The 17826-nt window shown below is 67.0% G+C and carries 20 protein-coding genes and 1 pseudogene; 19 read left to right on the top strand and 2 right to left on the bottom strand.

Annotation, left to right across the window (positions count from 1 at the left end; genetic code table 11):
• The first annotated feature begins 4 nt into the window (after positions 1 to 4).
• A complete protein-coding gene (gene mftG, locus A5775_RS04875; protein ID WP_067248418.1) occupies positions 5 to 1444 on the top strand; it encodes a mycofactocin system GMC family oxidoreductase MftG in 1440 nt (479 codons plus the stop codon).
• On the opposite strand, the gene A5775_RS04870 is transcribed toward mftG, so the two are convergent.
• Entirely contained in the window at positions 1438 to 3033 is a 1596-nt protein-coding gene (locus A5775_RS04870) for an MFS transporter (protein ID WP_067248415.1), read from the bottom strand. The two genes, mftG and A5775_RS04870, sit on opposite strands and share 7 nt — an antisense overlap.
• A gap of 90 nt (positions 3034 to 3123) precedes the next feature.
• Here A5775_RS04870 and A5775_RS04865 point away from each other — a divergent pair, with 90 nt between their 5' ends.
• The gene (locus A5775_RS04865) at positions 3124 to 3774 is read left to right on the top strand and encodes a TetR/AcrR family transcriptional regulator (protein WP_067248962.1); all 651 of its coding nucleotides are present in this window, start codon (positions 3124 to 3126) and stop codon (positions 3772 to 3774) included.
• On the opposite strand, the gene A5775_RS04860 is transcribed toward A5775_RS04865, so the two are convergent.
• Positions 3740 to 4987 carry a cytochrome P450 gene (locus A5775_RS04860; RefSeq protein ID WP_067248965.1) on the bottom strand — a complete coding sequence of 416 codons (1248 nt, stop codon included), beginning with the start codon at positions 4985 to 4987 and terminating at the stop codon, positions 3740 to 3742. The genes A5775_RS04865 and A5775_RS04860 overlap by 35 nt on opposite strands.
• A gap of 453 nt (positions 4988 to 5440) precedes the next feature.
• Here A5775_RS04860 and rpsJ point away from each other — a divergent pair, with 453 nt between their 5' ends.
• The 17 genes and pseudogenes from rpsJ to rplE all read left to right on the top strand — a co-directional run bounded on the left by rpsJ (position 5441) and on the right by rplE (position 17824).
• Positions 5441 to 5746, top strand: coding sequence for a 30S ribosomal protein S10 (gene rpsJ, locus A5775_RS04855; protein WP_003873519.1), 306 nt, complete (start codon positions 5441 to 5443; stop codon positions 5744 to 5746).
• A 14-nt stretch (positions 5747 to 5760) separates the two neighbouring features.
• A complete protein-coding gene (gene rplC, locus A5775_RS04850; RefSeq protein ID WP_067248413.1) occupies positions 5761 to 6414 on the top strand; it encodes a 50S ribosomal protein L3 in 654 nt (217 codons plus the stop codon).
• Positions 6414 to 7085, top strand: coding sequence for a 50S ribosomal protein L4 (gene rplD / locus A5775_RS04845; RefSeq protein ID WP_067248409.1), 672 nt, complete (start codon positions 6414 to 6416; stop codon positions 7083 to 7085). Before rplC ends, rplD begins: the two co-directional genes overlap by 1 nt.
• Entirely contained in the window at positions 7085 to 7387 is a 303-nt protein-coding gene (gene rplW / locus A5775_RS04840; protein WP_003873516.1) for a 50S ribosomal protein L23, read from the top strand. The genes rplD and rplW overlap by 1 nt, the downstream gene beginning before the upstream one ends.
• A 28-nt stretch (positions 7388 to 7415) precedes the next feature.
• Positions 7416 to 8258, top strand: coding sequence for a 50S ribosomal protein L2 (gene rplB / locus A5775_RS04835; RefSeq protein ID WP_067248406.1), 843 nt, complete (start codon positions 7416 to 7418; stop codon positions 8256 to 8258).
• A gap of 18 nt (positions 8259 to 8276) precedes the next feature.
• Positions 8277 to 8558: a 30S ribosomal protein S19 gene (gene rpsS / locus A5775_RS04830; protein ID WP_008260806.1), complete on the top strand. Its 282-nt coding sequence runs from the start codon at positions 8277 to 8279 to the stop codon at positions 8556 to 8558.
• Positions 8555 to 9109, top strand: a complete 555-nt coding sequence (gene rplV / locus A5775_RS04825) for a 50S ribosomal protein L22 (protein ID WP_067248402.1) — start codon at positions 8555 to 8557, stop codon at positions 9107 to 9109. The genes rpsS and rplV overlap by 4 nt, the downstream gene beginning before the upstream one ends.
• Positions 9109 to 9942 carry a 30S ribosomal protein S3 gene (gene rpsC / locus A5775_RS04820; protein ID WP_067248399.1) on the top strand — a complete coding sequence of 278 codons (834 nt, stop codon included), beginning with the start codon at positions 9109 to 9111 and terminating at the stop codon, positions 9940 to 9942. Before rplV ends, rpsC begins: the two co-directional genes overlap by 1 nt.
• Before the next feature lie 3 nt (positions 9943 to 9945).
• Positions 9946 to 10362: a 50S ribosomal protein L16 gene (gene rplP / locus A5775_RS04815; protein WP_008260803.1), complete on the top strand. Its 417-nt coding sequence runs from the start codon at positions 9946 to 9948 to the stop codon at positions 10360 to 10362.
• The gene (rpmC, locus tag A5775_RS04810) at positions 10362 to 10595 is read left to right on the top strand and encodes a 50S ribosomal protein L29 (RefSeq protein WP_008260802.1); all 234 of its coding nucleotides are present in this window, start codon (positions 10362 to 10364) and stop codon (positions 10593 to 10595) included. Before rplP ends, rpmC begins: the two co-directional genes overlap by 1 nt.
• Positions 10595 to 10942, top strand: coding sequence for a 30S ribosomal protein S17 (rpsQ, locus tag A5775_RS04805; protein ID WP_067248395.1), 348 nt, complete (start codon positions 10595 to 10597; stop codon positions 10940 to 10942). Before rpmC ends, rpsQ begins: the two co-directional genes overlap by 1 nt.
• Before the next feature lie 120 nt (positions 10943 to 11062).
• The gene (locus A5775_RS04800) at positions 11063 to 13423 is read left to right on the top strand and encodes an arylsulfatase (RefSeq protein WP_067248392.1); all 2361 of its coding nucleotides are present in this window, start codon (positions 11063 to 11065) and stop codon (positions 13421 to 13423) included.
• Positions 13424 to 13955: 532 nt separating this feature from the next.
• Positions 13956 to 14846, top strand: a complete 891-nt coding sequence (locus A5775_RS04795; RefSeq protein ID WP_067248959.1) for a formylglycine-generating enzyme family protein — start codon at positions 13956 to 13958, stop codon at positions 14844 to 14846.
• Between the two features lie 47 nt (positions 14847 to 14893).
• Positions 14894 to 16345, top strand: a pseudogene (locus A5775_RS04790) (HNH endonuclease signature motif containing protein).
• A 229-nt stretch (positions 16346 to 16574) separates the two neighbouring features.
• Complete coding sequence (gene rplN / locus A5775_RS04785) at positions 16575 to 16943, top strand: 50S ribosomal protein L14 (RefSeq protein WP_067248389.1); 369 nt, start codon at positions 16575 to 16577, stop codon at positions 16941 to 16943.
• On the top strand, positions 16944 to 17261 hold the full coding sequence (rplX, locus tag A5775_RS04780) for a 50S ribosomal protein L24 (protein WP_008260626.1): 318 nt from the start codon (positions 16944 to 16946) through the stop codon (positions 17259 to 17261).
• A complete protein-coding gene (gene rplE, locus A5775_RS04775) occupies positions 17261 to 17824 on the top strand; it encodes a 50S ribosomal protein L5 (RefSeq protein ID WP_067248385.1) in 564 nt (187 codons plus the stop codon). Before rplX ends, rplE begins: the two co-directional genes overlap by 1 nt.
• The last annotated feature ends 2 nt before the right edge of the window (positions 17825 to 17826 follow it).

Here is a 17826-nt window from a genome sequence, read left to right as displayed (position 1 = left end):
CGCCTTGACCGCAGCCGTCTCGCACAGCGACGTGCTGATCGTCGGCGCCGGCAGTGCCGGATCTGTTGTCGCGGAACGTCTTTCCGCCGATCCCGGCCGCACGGTGACCGTTCTCGAGGCCGGCCCGTCGCTCGATGATCCGGGCCTGCTCGCGCAGACCGCCAACGGGCTGCAGCTGCCGATCGGCGCCGGCAGTCCGCTGGTCCGGCGTTATCAGACCCGCCTCACCGAAGAACCCGCCCGCCGGCATCCCCTCGTGCGCGGCGCAACCGTCGGCGGGTCGGGAGCGATCAACGGCGGCTATTTCTGCCGCGGGTTGCCCCGCGATTTCGATCGCATCGCCCTACCGGGCTGGGGATGGGCCGACGTGCTGGACAGCTTCCGCGCCATCGAGACCGACCTGGACTTCGACGGTCCCGCCCACGGCGACGCCGGGCCCATTCTCGTACGCCGCACCCGCGAAATGACCGGAACCACACAGCGTTTCATCGCCGCCGCGGAGCGCGCCGGGTTCGACTGGATCGCCGACCTCAACGACGCAGCGGCGAAGCCGGTTTCGGGGATAGGCGCCGTACCGCTCAATATCGTCGACGGTGTGCGCAGGGGGCCCGGCGCTGCGCATCTGATCCCGGCGCTGAGCCGGCCGAACCTGCGCCTGCACGCGCAGACCCGCGTGGCGCGATTGCGGTTCGCCGGGACCGCCGCGGTGGGGGTGGACGCGGTCGGACCGCACGGCCACACCACCTTCACCGCCGACCGAATCGTGCTGTGCGGGGGAGCCATTGAGACGGCACATCTCCTCATGCTTTCGGGCATCGGCGAAGCGGGCATGTTGGGCGCCGCCGGCGTCCCGGTGGTCGCCGCACTGCCGGTGGGGGCATCGTTCAGCGATCACGCCGAGTGGGTCCTGCCCACCGACTGGGTGGTGGCCCCGGGGCGGCCGGTGCTCGAGGTGGTGCTCAGCACGGCCGACGGCCTCGAGATCAGGCCGTACACCGGCGGATTCGTGGCGATGACCGGCGACGGTACCGCCGGGCACGCCGACTGGCCGCACATCGGGGTGGCGCTCATGCAACCACGCGCGCGCGGGCGCCTCACGCTGGTCTCGGCCGATCCCGACGTGGCGCCGCGCATCGAGCACCGCTACGACACCGAGCCCGACGACGTCGCGGCCCTGCGCCGGGGCAGCGAATTGGCCCGCGAATTAGGCGGTGGCACAATCGATTCCGCGTCGGCCGTCTGGTCCACGTCGCAACATCTGTGTGGTACCGCGCCGATGGGCGCCGACGGCGACCCGGGGGCCGTCATCGACCCCCGGTGCCGGGTCTACGGCGTCGACAACCTGTGGGTGATCGACGGCTCGATCCTGCCCGCGATCACCAGCCGCGGGCCGCACGCCACGATCGTGATGATCGGGCACCGGGCCGCGCAATTCGTTCAGTGACGGCGGCCGGCCAGCAGCCGCCGTACCGGGCGTAGTTGGCGACCGTCGCGACCGGGCGCCCACACGCCGATCGCCACGGCGGCGCCGGCAACGATCGCGGCCATCGTGATGGTGGAGGCGTGCAGGGATGCCAGGAATGCGCTCTTGCTCATGTCGGCAAGCCGCTGACCCTCGGGCCCGAGCCGGCCGGCGACCTCGACCGCCTTCGCCAGCGAGTCGGTGGCTTGATCGCGGATCGGCGCGGGAAAGTCCGCCAGCCGCGGTGCGAGCTCGTGCGAATAGCGGCCGGCCAGGATGGAGCCGGACACCGCGATGCCCAGCGCGCCGCCCATTTCGCGCGACGTGTCGTTCACCGCTGAGGCGACGCCCTGCTTTTCGTCGGGAACCGCGCTCATGATTGCTGAAGTCGTTGGCGCCGTGCATATTCCGATCCCGGTGGCGAGTATCAGCGTTGGCCAGGCGAATTCCAGATACGTCGAATGCAGGTCCAGTCCGGACATGCACCCGAATCCCACCGCCATCAGCAGCGTGCCGACGAACAACACCAGACGCAGGCCCAGCCTGGGCACATACCAGAACGACAGGGCCGAGAAGATGCCCAGCGGCACCATGAACGGTCCGAAGGCGATCGCCGTCGCCAGCGGGGAGTAGCCCATGATCTGCTGCACGTATTGCATGCCGACGTAGAAGAATCCGAAGGTGGCGCCGAATAGGATGACGATCGCGGCGACCCCGGTGGCGAAATTCGGGTCGGCGAACAACCGGACATCCAGCAGCGGCTCCCGGCCGCGCGATGCCAGGCGCAACTGGACGGCACCGAACACCGCGGCGATCACCGCGCCCGCGACGAGCCCGCCCCACACCAGCGGGTCGCTCCACCCGCGCCCGGGCGCTTCCAGGATCGCCGCCACGGCGATGGCGACCGCCGCGCCGATCAGGACCGCACCCGGCAAGTCCACGCGGGGGGCGGCCGCGTCGCGAGACGGTGCGACGGTGCACGCCAGTGCGAAAATCACCAGCCCGGCGATACCCAGTGACCAGAAGATCGCGTGCCAGTCCCAAAAACGAAGCAGCAGGCCGGAACCGAGCATGCCTATCACCCCACCCGAGCCGGCCGTACCGGCCCAGATCCCAACGGCCTTGGTGCGTTCCTCTTTTCGGTAGGCCACCGTCAGCAATGACAGCGTGGCGGGCATGACGAACGCGGCGCCGATCCCGGCCACCGCCCGGCCCGCGATGATCTGGGACGGATCGTGCAACAGCGCCGGTGCCGTCGAACCGATCGAGAACACCAGCAGTCCGGTCAGCAGCGCGCCGCGCCGGCCGTAGCGGTCGCCGAGGGCTCCGGCGGGTAACAGTAGGCACGCCAGGGCTACCGTGTAGCCGTCGACGATCCAGTTCAGCTGCGAGGCGGTGGCCGACGTGGCCACCGCAAGATCGCCCAGCGCGGTGTTCAGGGCCGTCATCGACGCCACGACCAGGGCGACACCGGTGCAGGCGACGGCCAGCGTCCACTTTCGTGCCCGCGAGCTGTCGCCGATGCCGGTCCCGTCAGTACGCTGGTCAGGCCGGACCAGGGTTTCAACCATAGGGTGCGCTCCTCGGGGCGTGCGAAGTTTCGAGACCAATAGTCTTGTAGGTAGACCGATAGTCTCGTTTTCAAACAGGAGGTGGCCGCCATGACCGCCGGGACGACCGATCCGCGCCCCGCCAGGTCGCGGGCCAGGCTGCTGGACGCCGCGGTCACGCTGCTGCGCGCCGGGGGTCCCAGTGCGGTGACGGTCGACGCGGTCACCCGCACGGCCAACGTGGCCAGGGCAACCCTCTACCGCCACTTCCCGAGCGGAAACGACTTGCTGGCAGCGGCTTTCAACAGCCTGATACCGGTGTCGCCGACCCCGCCGGCCGAGGGTTCGGTGCGCGACCGCCTGGTCGCGGTGGTGCTGGCCCAGGCCGAAGCCGTCGCCCAGGCGCCCACCGTGATGACGGCCATGTCCTGGCTGGCGCTGGGGCGCGACCTGGAAGGCCTGCCCGAACCCCGGCACAGCGTCAGTGCCGACAGCGCGGCGATCACCACCCTGCGCGAGCGCATCGCCCAGCAGTACGCGGAGCCGTTCGACGTCATCTTCGACAGCCAGGAGGCCGCCGAGCTTGGCGAGGTGGACCGATCGCGGGCGATCGCCATGCTGATCGGCCCCCTGGTGCTGGGCCGCCTGTCCACCCTGCCCGACTTCGACTACCGCGAATGCGCCCTGGCGGCGGTCGACGGCTTCTTACACGTTCAAACCAGCCGCGCTAGCGCAGCGAATACCGAATCGGCAGGTGCTTGAGACCGCCCACGAATGTGGTGGCGATCAGTTCGGGTTCCCCCGAGATCTCGACGGACTCCAGCCGGGGCAGCAGCTCGGTGAAAAAGCTGTTCACTTCCATGCGGGCCAGCGCGGCCCCCAGGCAGAAGTGCACACCGTAGCCAAAGGCCAAGTGCTTGTTGGGGTCTCGGCCGACATCGAACCGGAACGGGTCTTCGAACACCTCCTCGTCGCGGTTCGCCGACACGTAGGACAGGTAGACCGATTCACCCTCGGCGATCGGCACCCCGCGAATGACGGTGTCCGCGACCGCGGTGCGCATGAACTCTTTGACCGGCGTCACCCAGCGGATCATCTCCTCGGTCGCCAGCGGCATCAGTGCGGGCTCGGCGGTCAACCGGGCACGCTGGTCGGGGTTTTCGATCAGCGCCTGCAGGCCGCCGGCGATCGTGGCGCTCGTGGTGTCATGGCCGGCGGTCGCGATGATCACGTAGTAGGAGGCCGTGTCGATGTCCGACAGCGGCTCGCCGTCCACTCGCGCGTTCGCGATCGCCGACGCCAAATCGTCGGTGGGGTCGGCCCGCCGCGCCGCGGTGAGACCGCTGAAGTAGCCGAAGAAGTCGAGCAGGATCTGCATCTGCTCCTCGGGCGTGGTGCCGCGCTTGAACTCTTCGTCGTCGCCGCCGAACAGTTCCTGGGTGAGTTTGAGCATGCGCGGGAAGTCCGACTCAGGCAGGCCCAGCAGCGACAAGATCACGTAGAGCGGGTAGTTCACGGCGACCTCCTGCACGAAGTCGCATTCGCCGCCGGCCGCCATCATCTTGTCGACGTAGATCTTGGCCAGCTCGTCGACCCTGATCTTCAGCGCGCGCATCGCCTTGGGGCGAAACCAGTCGGCGCCGATCGCGCGCACCACCCGGTGCTGCGGGTCGTCCAGGTGAATCAGGGTGCGAACGCCGGCGGCGGCCTGCATCTCGTCGCCTTCCGCGGTCGTCAACACCGGTCGCGGCCAGTTGGTGAAGAGCATGTTCTCACGCTCGATGTCCATGATGTCGGCGTGCTTGGTGATCGCCCAGAACGGCCGGTACGGCGGACAATCGACCAACGACACCGGCGCGTGCGCGCGCAGGTGCGTCAGCGCCGCATGCAGCCGCGGCTCGTCGGCGTACGCGGTGGGGTCGGCGAACACCTTGACGGCCTGTGCTGTTACCGGATCAACGGTCGGTGTGCTCATGGCACTAGTCTTGGTGTCGGCACCGGCCATCACAAGCCCCCTGACCTGCGCGTTAGCCGCGCCTTGTGACCGGGCCCCGGGCGGGTGGGGGGCATCGGGCCCGGGATCGGGCCCGAATTTTGTTCGGGCCATGATCTAAGGCATACTGTTCAGGTTGCCTTGAGCCGGGTTCGCGCCTGGTCGGGCATACGACCAGCGTCCAAACGGGCGCGTCCGGTCCCATCCTTTGAGAGCGCAATTTCGATCCCGAAATTGGCGCGCTGAGGCTGCGTGAGGGTGACACACCCGACCGCGGGGGCCGGTGGACCACGACAGGTAAACAGCGGCGCACTATCCGGCGCAACGCTCGATCGGCCAACAAATGGCCGGCCCGATCGGCGCGCCGGTGGCACTGAGGACACGGATATCAGGCCCGGATTGAGGGCCTCAACAGGAGTGAGGGTAGGAGAAAGCGTGGCGGGACAGAAGATCCGCATCAGGCTTAAGGCCTACGACCATGAGGCCATTGACGCGTCGGCGCGAAAGATCGTCGAGACCGTCGTCCGCACTGGTGCCAGTGTCGTAGGGCCGGTGCCGCTGCCGACCGAGAAGAATGTGTATTGCGTCATCCGCTCTCCGCACAAGTACAAGGACTCGCGGGAGCACTTCGAGATGCGCACGCACAAGCGGCTGATCGACATCCTCGACCCGACGCCGAAGACCGTCGACGCGCTGATGCGCATCGACCTTCCGGCCAGTGTCGACGTCAACATCCAGTAGGGAGTTACAGAGCAATGGCGCGTAAGGGCATTCTCGGTACCAAGCTGGGCATGACGCAGGTATTCGACGAGAACAACAAGATTGTGCCGGTGACGGTCGTCAAGGCCGGGCCGAACGTGGTGACCCGCATCCGCACGCCGGAGCAGGACGGTTACAGCGCCGTTCAGCTGGCCTACGGAGAGATCAGTCCGCGCAAGGTCAACAAGCCGGTGACCGGTCAGTACGCGGCCGCGGGCGTCAACCCGCGCCGGTTTCTGGCCGAGTTGCGGCTGGACAACCCGGACGCGGCCGCCGAATACCAGGTCGGCCAGGAGCTGACCGCGGAGATCTTCACCGACGGCAGCTACGTCGACGTGACCGGAACCTCCAAGGGCAAGGGCTTCGCCGGCACCATGAAGCGCCACGGCTTCCGTGGTCAGGGCGCCAGTCACGGCGCCCAGGCCGTGCACCGTCGCCCGGGTTCCATCGGTGGTTGCGCCACCCCCGCGCGGGTGTTCAAGGGCACCCGGATGGCGGGCCGGATGGGTAACGACCGCGTGACCGTCCAGAACCTGGTGGTGCACAAGGTCGATACCGAGAACGGCGTGCTGCTGATCAAGGGTGCAGTCCCCGGCCGCACCGGTGGACTCGTGGTGGTCCGCAGCGCGGTCAAACGAGGTGAGAAGTGATGGCAGCACAAGGTTCCAAGACGCTCAAGATCGACGTCAAGACGCCGGCCGGCAAGGTCGACGGATCGATCGAGTTGCCGGCCGAATTGTTCGACGCCCCGGCCAATATCGCGCTGATGCACCAGGTGGTCACCGCGCAGCGGGCGGCGGCGCGGCAGGGCACGCACTCGACCAAGACACGCGGCGACGTCCGCGGCGGTGGCCGCAAGCCCTACCGGCAGAAGGGAACCGGCCGTGCCCGGCAGGGTTCCACGCGGGCGCCGCAGTTCACCGGTGGTGGCGTCGTGCACGGCCCCAAGCCGCGTGACTACAGCCAGCGCACGCCCAAGAAGATGATCGCCGCGGCGTTGCGCGGCGCACTGTCCGACCGGGCGCGCAACGGGCGCATCCACGCGATCACCGAGCTGGTGTCGGGTCAGACCCCGTCCACCAAGAACGCCAAGGCGTTCCTGGGTACGCTGACCGACCGCAAGCAGGTGCTGGTCGTCATCGGGCGCAGCGACGAAGCCGGCGCCAAGAGCGTGCGCAACCTGCCCGGTGTGCACATCCTGACACCCGGCCAGCTCAACACGTATGACGTGCTGCGCGCCGACGACGTGGTGTTCAGCGTGGAGGCCCTCAACGCCTATATCAGCGCCAACACCGGTGCTCCCGAGGAGGTTTCGGCCTGATGGCGACCGTCACTGATCCCCGCGACATCATTTTGGCCCCGGTCATCTCGGAGAAGTCCTATTCGCTCCTCGATGACAACGTGTACACGTTTGTGGTGCACCCCGATTCGAACAAGACGCAGATCAAGATCGCTATCGAGAAGATCTTCTCCGTCAAGGTCGCATCGGTGAACACCGCGAACAGGCAGGGTAAGCGGAAGCGCACCAGAACAGGATTCGGCAAGCGCAAGAGCACCAAGCGGGCGATTGTCACGCTGGCGCCCGGTAGCAAGCCGATCGATCTGTTCGGGGCACCGGCCTAGCCGCCGCGAGAGGAAGACCTGATTAGACATGGCAATTCGTAAGTACAAGCCGACGAGCCCCGGCCGTCGCGGCGCAAGCGTGTCCGATTTCTCCGAGGTCACTCGTTCCACCCCGGAGAAGTCGTTGGTGCGTCCGCTGCACGGTCACGGCGGGCGTAACGCCCACGGCCGCATCACCACCCGCCACAAGGGTGGCGGCCACAAGCGCGCCTACCGGGTGATCGACTTCCGTCGCAACGACAAAGACGGCGTCAACGCCAAGGTCGCGCACATCGAATACGACCCGAACCGGACCGCCAACATCGCGTTGCTGCACTTCCTGGACGGCGAGAAGCGCTACATCATTGCGCCGCAGGGGCTTTCGCAGGGCGACGTGGTGGAGACGGGTCCGAACGCGGACATCAAGCCGGGCAACAACCTGCCGTTGCGCAACATCCCGGCCGGTACCGTGATCCACGCCGTGGAACTGCGGCCGGGCGGTGGCGCGAAGCTGGCGCGGTCGGCCGGGTCGAGCATTCAGTTGCTCGGCAAGGAGGGCACCTACGCGTCGGTGCGGATGCCCAGCGGTGAGATCCGCCGCATCGACGTGCGCTGCCGCGCCACGGTCGGCGAGGTGGGCAACGCCGAGCAGGCGAACATCAACTGGGGCAAGGCCGGCCGCATGCGGTGGAAGGGCAAGCGCCCTTCGGTCCGTGGTGTGGTGATGAACCCGGTGGACCACCCGCACGGTGGTGGTGAGGGTAAGACCTCGGGTGGTCGCCACCCGGTGAGCCCGTGGGGCAAGCCCGAGGGCCGCACCCGCCATCCCAACAAGGCCAGTAACAAGCTCATCGTCCGACGCCGGCGCACCGGCAAGAAGCACGGTCGCTAGGAAGTCGAGGAGTAACAGATGCCACGCAGCCTGAAGAAGGGCCCGTTCGTCGACGGCCACCTGCTCAAGAAGGTGGACACGCAGAACGAGAAGAACACCAAACAGGTGATCAAGACATGGTCGCGCCGTTCGACGATCATTCCTGACTTCATCGGCCACACCTTCGCCGTGCACGACGGGCGCAAGCACGTCCCGGTGTTCGTCACCGAGTCGATGGTCGGTCACAAGCTTGGTGAATTCGCGCCCACCCGCACCTTCAAGGGACACATCAAGGACGACCGGAAGGCCAAACGGCGATGACCACGACTGAATTTCCCTCGGCGGTGGCCAAAGCACGCTTCGTGCGGGTGTCGCCGAGAAAGGCGCGCCGGGTGATCGACCTGGTGCGCGGCCGCTCGGTGGCCGACGCGCTGGACATCTTGCGCTGGGCGCCGCAGGCCGCCAGCGAGCCGGTGGCCAAGGTGATCGCCAGCGCAGTGGCCAACGCGCAGAACAACAACGGACTGGACCCGGCGACCCTGGTAGTTGCCACCGTCCACGCCGACGAGGGCCCGACCGCCAAGCGGATCCGTCCGCGCGCCCAGGGCCGCGCGTTCCGGATCCGCAAGCGCACCAGCCACATCACGGTCGTGGTGGAGAGCCGGCCGCCGAAGGACCAGCGGGCGGCGAAGTCGACCCGCACCCGTCGCGCCGAGGCCAGCAAGGCCGCCGCGAAGAAGGCGCCGGCCACCAAGGCGCCCGCCAAGAAGGCCGCGGCCGGTTCGGGCACGAAAGCGTCCGCGAAAAAGGCCGCACCGAAAGCCGAAGCCAAGACGTCTGAGACTTCTGACGCGAAGGGAGGCTCAGACTAGTGGGCCAGAAGATCAATCCGCACGGCTTCCGGCTGGGCATCACGACCGACTGGAAGTCGCGCTGGTATGCCGACAAGCAGTACTCGGACTACGTCAAGGAAGACGTCGCGATCCGGCGACTGCTGTCGACGGGCCTGGAGCGTGCCGGGATCGCCGACGTGGAGATCGAGCGCACCCGCGACCGCGTCCGGGTGGACATCCACACCGCGCGTCCCGGCATCGTCATCGGTCGGCGTGGCACCGAGGCCGACCGGATCCGTGCCGACCTGGAGAAGCTGACGGGCAAGCAGGTGCAGCTCAACATCCTCGAGGTCAGAAACCCTGAGTCGCAAGCGCAATTGGTGGCCCAGGGCGTCGCCGAGCAGCTCAGTAACCGGGTGGCGTTCCGCCGGGCGATGCGCAAGGCGATTCAGTCGGCGATGCGTCAGCCCAACGTCAAGGGCATCCGGGTGCAGTGCTCCGGCCGTCTCGGCGGCGCCGAGATGAGCCGCTCGGAGTTCTACCGTGAGGGCCGGGTGCCGCTGCACACGCTGCGCGCCGACATCGACTACGGCTTGTACGAGGCCAAGACCACCTTCGGCCGGATCGGCGTGAAGGTGTGGATCTACAAGGGCGACATCGTCGGCGGCAAGCGCGAATTGGCCGCCGCCGCGCCCGCGGGCGCCGAGCGTTCGCGGCGCGAGCGTCCGTCGGGTACCCGCCCCCGCCGCAGTGGCGCGTCGGGCACCACGGCCACCAGCACCGAGGCCGGCCGGGCCGCCAGCGCCGAAGAGGGCGCTGCAAGCGTCGCACCGGCCGCACCCGCTGCAGAACCACAAAGCACGGAGAGCTGAATCATGTTGATTCCCCGCAGAGTTAAACACCGCAAGCAGCACCACCCCCGCCAGCGCGGCATCGCCAGCGGCGGCACGGCGGTGAACTTCGGTGACTACGGCATCCAGGCTCTGGAGCACGCCTACGTCACCAACCGGCAGATCGAGTCCGCTCGTATCGCGATCAACCGGCACATCAAGCGTGGCGGCAAGGTGTGGATCAACGTGTTCCCCGACCGCCCGCTGACCAAGAAGCCCGCGGAAACCCGGATGGGTTCGGGTAAGGGTTCGCCGGAGTGGTGGGTGGTCAACGTCAAGCCGGGCCGGGTGCTGTTCGAGCTGAGTTACCCCAACGAGCAGATCGCCCGGGCGGCGCTGACCCGCGCAATCCACAAGTTGCCGATCAAGGCGCGCATCGTGACTCGAGAGGATCAGTTCTGATGGCAGTGGGAATTTCGCCGGGCGAACTGCGCGAGCTCACCGACGAGGAGCTGACCGAGCGGTTGCGCGAATCCAAGGAAGAGCTGTTCAATCTGCGTTTTCAGATGGCGACCGGCCAGCTCACCAACAACCGCCGGCTCCGCACCGTGCGGCAGGAGATCGCGCGCGTCTACACCGTGCTGCGCGAACGAGAACTGGGCCTGGCTTCCGGCCCGGATGGTAAGGAATCGTGATGGCAGAAGCCAAGAAGGCCGCCCCCAAGAAGGCCGCCGCAGCCCAGGCCGCGTCGAAAGACAAGGGCCCCAAGAACACTCCGGCGAACACCAAGGTGCGCGGCCGGCGCAAGACGCGCATCGGTTACGTGGTGAGTGACAAGATGCAGAAGACCATCGTGGTCGAGCTGGAAGACCGCGTGCGTCACCCGTTGTACGGCAAGATCATCCGGACCACCACGAAGGTCAAGGCGCACGACGAGAACAGCGCCGCCGGGATCGGCGACCGCGTCTCGCTGATGGAGACGCGCCCGACGTCGGCGACCAAGCGTTGGCGGCTCGTCGAAATTCTGGAAAAGGCGAAGTAATTCCTCGCAGCGACATCAAAACGCCCGAGACCTGATCGTCTCGGGCGTTTTGCTTTGCTCCGAATGTAACGTCACTGCGAATCTAGGTCGGAAAATTCGCAGCCACGTTACGCTCGGCGCATGTCCACTGACTCGCGAGACTTTCACGGCAAGATCGAGCTCGATATCCGGGATTCCGAACCGGATTGGGGTCCCTACGCCGCGCCGACCGCGCCGCAGAACGCACCGAACATCCTGTATTTGGTTTGGGATGACACCGGCATCGCGACCTGGGACTGTTTCGGGGGCTTGGTCGAGATGCCCGCCATGTCACGCATCGCCGAGCGCGGTATCCGGCTCTCGCAGTTTCACACCACCGCGCTGTGTTCGCCGACCCGGGCGTCGCTGCTTACCGGGCGCAATGCCACAACCGTGGGCATGGCCACCATCGAAGAGTTCACCGAGGGCTTCCCCAACGCCAACGGTCGCATCCCGTTCGACACCGCGCTGCTGTCCGAGGCGCTCGCCGAACAGGGATACAACACCTACTGCGTTGGCAAGTGGCACCTGACGCCCCTGGAAGAATCGAACCTGGCGTCGACGAAGCGGCATTGGCCGATCTCGCGTGGTTTCGAACGGTTCTACGGGTTCCTGGGCGGGGAGACCGACCAGTGGTATCCCGACCTGGTGTATGACAACCACCCGGTGAGCCCGCCGGCGACCCCGGAGGACGGCTACCACCTCTCGAAGGACCTCGCCGACAAGACGATCGAATTCATCCGCGACGCCAAAGTGATTGCGCCCGAGAAGCCTTGGTTCTCCTACGTGTGCCCCGGCGCCGGACACGCGCCCCATCACGTGTTCAAAGAATGGGCCGACCGCTACGCCGGACACTTCGACATGGGCTACGAGCGCTACCGCGAGATCGTGCTGGAAAAGCAGAAGTCGATGGGTATCGTGCCGGCTGACATTGAGCTGTCCCCGGTCAACCCGTACCTCGACGTGAAGGGGCCGGGCGGCGAAGACTGGCCGTTGCAGGACACGGTACGGCCCTGGGACTCGCTGGGCGACGACGAGAAGAAGCTGTTCTCCCGGATGGCCGAGGTGTTCGCCGGGTTTCTGAGCTACACCGACGACCAGATCGGCCGGATCCTGGACTATCTCGAGGAATCGGGTCAGCTGGACAACACCATCATCGTGGTGATCTCCGACAACGGCGCCAGCGGCGAGGGCGGCCCGAACGGATCGGTCAACGAGGGCAAGTTCTTCAACGGCTACATCGACACGGTCGAAGAAAGCATGAAGCTGTTCGAGCATCTCGGCGGCCCGCAGACCTACAACCACTACCCGATCGGGTGGGCGATGGCGTTCAACACGCCCTACAAGCTCTACAAGCGATACGCTTCCCACGAGGGCGGTATCGCCGACACCGCAATCATCTCCTGGCCCAACGGGATTGCCGCACACGGCGAGATCCGGGACAATTACGTCAACGTCTGCGACATTACCCCGACGGTCTACGACCTACTGGGCATGACCCCGCCGGAAACCGTCCGGGGCATCACCCAGAAGCCGCTGGACGGCGTCAGTTTCAAAGCGGCCCTTGCCGATCCGGGTGCCGCTACCGGAAAAGACACCCAGTTCTACACCATGCTGGGCACCCGCGGGATCTGGCATGAGGGCTGGTTCGCCAACACCGTGCATGCGGCCACACCGGCCGGTTGGTCGCATTTCGACGCCGACCGCTGGGAGCTGTTCCACATCGAGGCAGACCGCAGCCAGTGCCGCGACCTGGCCGCCGAAAACCCGGAGAAACTCGAGGAACTCAAGGCGTTGTGGTTCTCGGAGTCCGCCAAATACAACGGGTTGCCGCTCTCGGATTTCAACATCCTGGAGACCTTGGGGCGGTCACGGCCGTATCTGGTCGGTGAGCGGTCCAGCTACATCTACTATCCCGATTGCGCGGATGTGAGCATCGGCGCCGCCGCTGAAATCCGCGGCCGGTCGTTCTCCGTGTTGGCCGAGGTGACCGTCGATACCACCGGCGCCGAGGGTGTCCTGTTCAAGCAGGGCGGTGCGCACGGCGGGCACGTACTGTTCATCCAGGACGGACGGTTGCATTACGGCTACAACTTCCTCGGCGAGCGCCAGCAGGAGATCTCCTCGTCGCGGGCGGTCCCGTTGGGCAGGCATCTGTTCGGCGCCAGCTATTCGCGGACCGGAACGGTCGAAAACAGTCACACGCCGCTGGGCGAATTGACGCTGTTCATCGATGACGAGGTTGTCGGCACGCGGCCCGGGGTCATCACCCACCCCGGCACCTTCGGGCTGGCGGGCGCCGGCATCACGGTCGGGCGCAACGGCGGATCGGGCGTGTCCAGTCGCTTCAAGGCGCCGTTCGCGTTCACCGGCGGCACCATCGCCCAGGTCACCGTCGACCTGTCCGGCCGCCCCTACTGGGACGTGGAAACCGAGATCGCCCTTGCGTTTTCGCGTGACTGACGCGACCGTGTGACTGACGCGACTGCGCGACGGGCGCCGCCACCGGATCGGCAAAATCGCGGGCCCGCAGCCCGCTTCGTTATCCGCTGAAAAGTGCGGTACGCGCTGCGGTCATCACGCTGCGTGATGGCCCAATGACCTCCCGGCCCGCGGCGCCGGCCGGTGCACGCGGACGGCAAGCCGCGATCGCTTTCGGGATCGTCGGCGCCTTCCCGACACCGTCGCCAATCGGCTGATGGTCACTGTGCTCGTCTATCCCAAAGATACGTTGTACGACAAGAACTTTGGCGTGCTGACCACTGATACCGCGGGTGACCCCGCGAATTGGCCGTTCGATTCGTACGAGGCCGGGGTCATCTCGGCCGGCGTCGTCACCGGGTCCGGGCCCCACCGGGAGAAAACGGCCGCCCGCGGTACGGTGCGATGCTGTTCGCGGTCGTCGCGCTCACCCTGTTCCCGTCGGCTGGTGGCGACAACGCGATCAAAAAACGCCTACCAAGGCTTGAACCGGGATTCGTCATACCCTGGACGCGTGCTGAGCGAACTGGTCGACCTCCCGGGTGGGTCATTCCGCATGGGCTCGACCAGCTTTTACCCGGAAGAGGCGCCGATCCACACCGTCACTGTGGGTCCCGTCGCGGTGGAGCGGCACCCGGTGACCAACGCGCAGTTCGCCGAATTCGTCGCCGCCACCGGCTATGTGACGGTGGCCGAGCAACCGATCGACCCGGCGCTGTACCCCGGGGCCGATCCCGACGATTTGTGCCCGGGCGCAATGGTTTTCCGGTCGACGCCGGGGCCCGTGGACCTGCGTGACTGGCGACACTGGTGGCAGTGGGTGCCGGGCGCGAGCTGGCGTCATCCGTTCGGGCCCGACAGCAACGTCGCGGACCGCGGCGATCATCCGGTGGTGCAGGTCGCCTATCCCGACGCCGCGGCCTACGCGCGCTGGGCGGGGCGGCGGCTGCCGAGCGAGGCCGAGTGGGAGTACGCGGCCCGCGCCGGCAGCGCGACGACGTACTCATGGGGCGATGAGGCCACCAGCGGCGGCCGGCTGATGGCCAACACCTGGCAGGGCAGCTTCCCCTACCGCAATGACGGGGCGCTCGGCTGGGTCGGGACCTCGCCGGTCGGCACGTTTGCGCCCAACGCGTTCGGCCTCGTCGACATGATCGGCAACGTCTGGGAGTGGACCGCCACCGAGTTCTCCCCGCATCATCGGCTCGACTCGCCGCCCAAAGCCTGCTGCACCCCGTCGGGCCCGGCCGACCCAGCCGTCAGCCAGACGTTGAAGGGTGGCAGCCATCTGTGCGCGCCGGAGTACTGCCACCGGTACCGGCCGGCGGCCCGGTCCCCGCAATCGCAGGACTCGGCGACGACCCACATCGGATTTCGCTGCGTGGCGGATACGCGTTCGGCCTAGGCAGCGCGACTGGCGCAGTGTCGGACCCTGGTGGCATAGTCGAACGTATGTTCGATGAAGCGGCGGTGTGCGGTGATCGCTGAGTTCGATGAGCTCATCGAGCGGCAGTATCCGTCGTCGACGCCGGTGTCGGTGGGATTGTTGGAGCACATTGGTGCGGTCGCGCGGGTGGAGAATCGGGCGGCCGCGGCGCAGTTGGCGGCTATTGGGCAGTTGTTTTCGTATCGGTTGTCGCGGTGTTCGGAAACCGAGGAGTGGGCGGTGGATACCGAGGCGGCGGTGGCTGCGGAGGTGGGTGCGCAGTTGCGGATCGGTGTGGGGTTGGCCGCCAGTCGGGTGCGTTATGCCCGGGCGATGCGTGAGCGGCTGCCGAAGGTGGGGGCGGTGTTTGCGGCCGGGGATATCGATTATCGGATGTTTCAGACGATCGTGTTCCGCACGGATTTGATCGTGGACGCTGAGGTGATGGGCGCGGTGGATGCGGTGTTGGCGGCAAATGTGGGGCGGTGGCCGTCGATGAGTCAGGGCCGGCTTGGCGCGCAGGTCGACAAGGTGGTGGCCAAAGCTGATGCCGATGCGGTGCGCCGCCGCCAGGAACGCGCGGCCGGGCGGGAAGTCTGGTTCGCCGATATGGGGGATGGGCTGGCGCATCTGGAGGGCACAGTGGCCAGCCCACACGCGCACGCCCTGGATCGGCGCCTGGATGCGTTGGCGGCCACGGTGTGTGAACACGACCCGCGCAGCCGTGAGCAGCGCCGCGCCGATGCGCTGGGGGCTTTGGCCGCCGACGCCGACCGGCTGGGGTGTCGCTGCGGGCGCACCGACTGCGCGGCCGGGACACGGCCCGCGAGCCCGGTGGTGGTCCATGTGATCGCCGAGCAGGCCAGCCTGGCCGGCACCGGTGCGGCGCCCGGCTGCGAGATTGGTGCGCAGGGGTTGATCCCCCCGGAGTTGGTGGCCGAGTTGGCGGCCTCAGCCACCGTGGTGCCGCTGGTCCATCCCGGCGATGCGCCACCTGAGCCCGGGTATGTGCCCTCGAGGGCGCTGGCCGATTTCGTGCGGTGTCGGGATCTGACCTGTCGCTGGCCCGGCTGTGACCGCCCGGCCACCGCCTGCGACCTCGACCACACCATCCCGTTCGCCGCCGGTGGGCCGACCCATGCCTCCAACCTCAAGGCGCTGTGCCGCACCCATCATTTGGTGAAAACGTTTTGGGGCTGGCGCGTGTGACCACCCCGGGCAGCGCCCTGCTGTTCCCCAGCTTGTGCCAGGCCACCGGTGCGATCCCGGCCACCGAAACCGACCCACCCCCCAACTACTGCGCCGAACGCACCGCGATGATGCCCAAACGTCGCCGCACCCGCGATCAAGACCGCGCCACCCGCATCGCCACCGAGCGCAAGCACAACCGCGACGCCCGGCTGGCCCGGCAGGCCCCATCGGTGAGCTACTCCTGGCCCGCCACGGATGGGCCCGACGACGATCCACCGCCGTTCTAGGTGCAGAATTTCGCCATCTCGATGGCGTCCACCCAGAATTTGGCTCTGAGCTGGTCGTCCCCTAGACTCTAGGGGTTGCCTTGGGCAGACCTCGGCCGGTGCGAATCGGCCCCGCGTGCCCTTCGGTGACAAAGACCGCGCACGTCAGGTTTTTGGTGGGTTATGCCCGCCGAATGCTCACCCAGGTGGGTTCTCCTGCCGTGCACACGCAACCAGGTCAGGAGATCGAGTGATTCAGCAGGAATCGCGGCTGAAGGTCGCCGACAACACCGGCGCCAAGGAGATCTTGTGCATCCGTGTGCTCGGCGGTTCGGGGCGACGCTACGCCGGCATCGGCGATGTCATCGTCGCCACCGTCAAGGACGCCATTCCGGGCGGCAATGTCAAGCGTGGGGATGTCGTCAAGGCCGTCGTGGTTCGCACGGTCAAGGAGCGCAGGCGTCCCGACGGCAGCTACATCAAATTCGACGAGAACGCCGCGGTGATCATCAAGCCCGACAACGACCCGCGCGGGACGCGCATCTTCGGGCCCGTCGGCCGCGAACTGCGCGAGAAGCGGTTCATGAAGATCATCTCGCTGGCTCCGGAGGTTTTGTAAATGAAGGTCAAAAAGGACGACACCGTCCTGGTGATCGCGGGTAAGGACAAGGGCGCCAAGGGCAAGGTGCTGAAGGTCTACCCCGAGCGCAACCGGGTGCTGGTCGAGGGCGTCAACGCGATCAAGAAGCACACCGCTATTTCGACCAACCAGCGCGGAGCCCAGTCGGGCGGAATCGTCACCCAGGAAGCCCCGATCGACGCCTCCAACGTGATGGTGGTCGACTCGGACGGCAAGCCGACCCGTGTCGGCTACCGGGTCGACGAGGAGACCGGCAAGCGCGTCCGCATCTCCAAGCGCAACGGCAAGGACATCTGATGACCACTGCAGAAAAAGTTCAGCCACGCCTGAAAGAGCGCTACCGCAGCGAGATTCGCGATTCGTTGCAGCAGCAGTTCGGCTTCGCCAACGTCATGCAGATCCCGACGGTGACCAAGGTCGTCGTCAACATGGGCGTCGGCGACGCGGCGCGGGACGCGAAGTTGATCAACGGCGCCGTCAGCGACCTGGCGCTGATCACCGGGCAACGGCCCGAGATCCGTCGCGCACGCAAATCCATCGCGCAGTTCAAACTGCGTGAGGGCATGCCGATCGGTGCCCGGGTCACACTGCGCGGGGACCGGATGTGGGAGTTCCTCGACCGTCTCACCTCGATCGCGCTGCCCCGTATCCGCGACTTCCGCGGCCTTTCTCCCAAGCAGTTCGACGGCGTCGGCAACTACACCTTCGGGCTGGCCGAACAGTCGGTGTTCCACGAGATCGACGTGGACAAGATCGACCGGGTCCGCGGCATGGACATCAACGTCGTCACCTCGGCGACGACTGACGACGAAGGACGAGCGCTGCTGCGGGCCCTCGGCTTTCCCTTCAAGGAGAACTGAGT

Origin of the sequence: Mycobacterium sp. 852002-10029_SCH5224772 (assembly GCF_001667315.1) — a bacterium.
Classification (GTDB): Bacteria; Actinomycetota; Actinomycetes; order Mycobacteriales; family Mycobacteriaceae; genus Mycobacterium.
The sequence above is the reverse complement of the archived record's forward strand: the minus strand, read 5'-3'. Positions and strand labels throughout refer to the sequence as shown.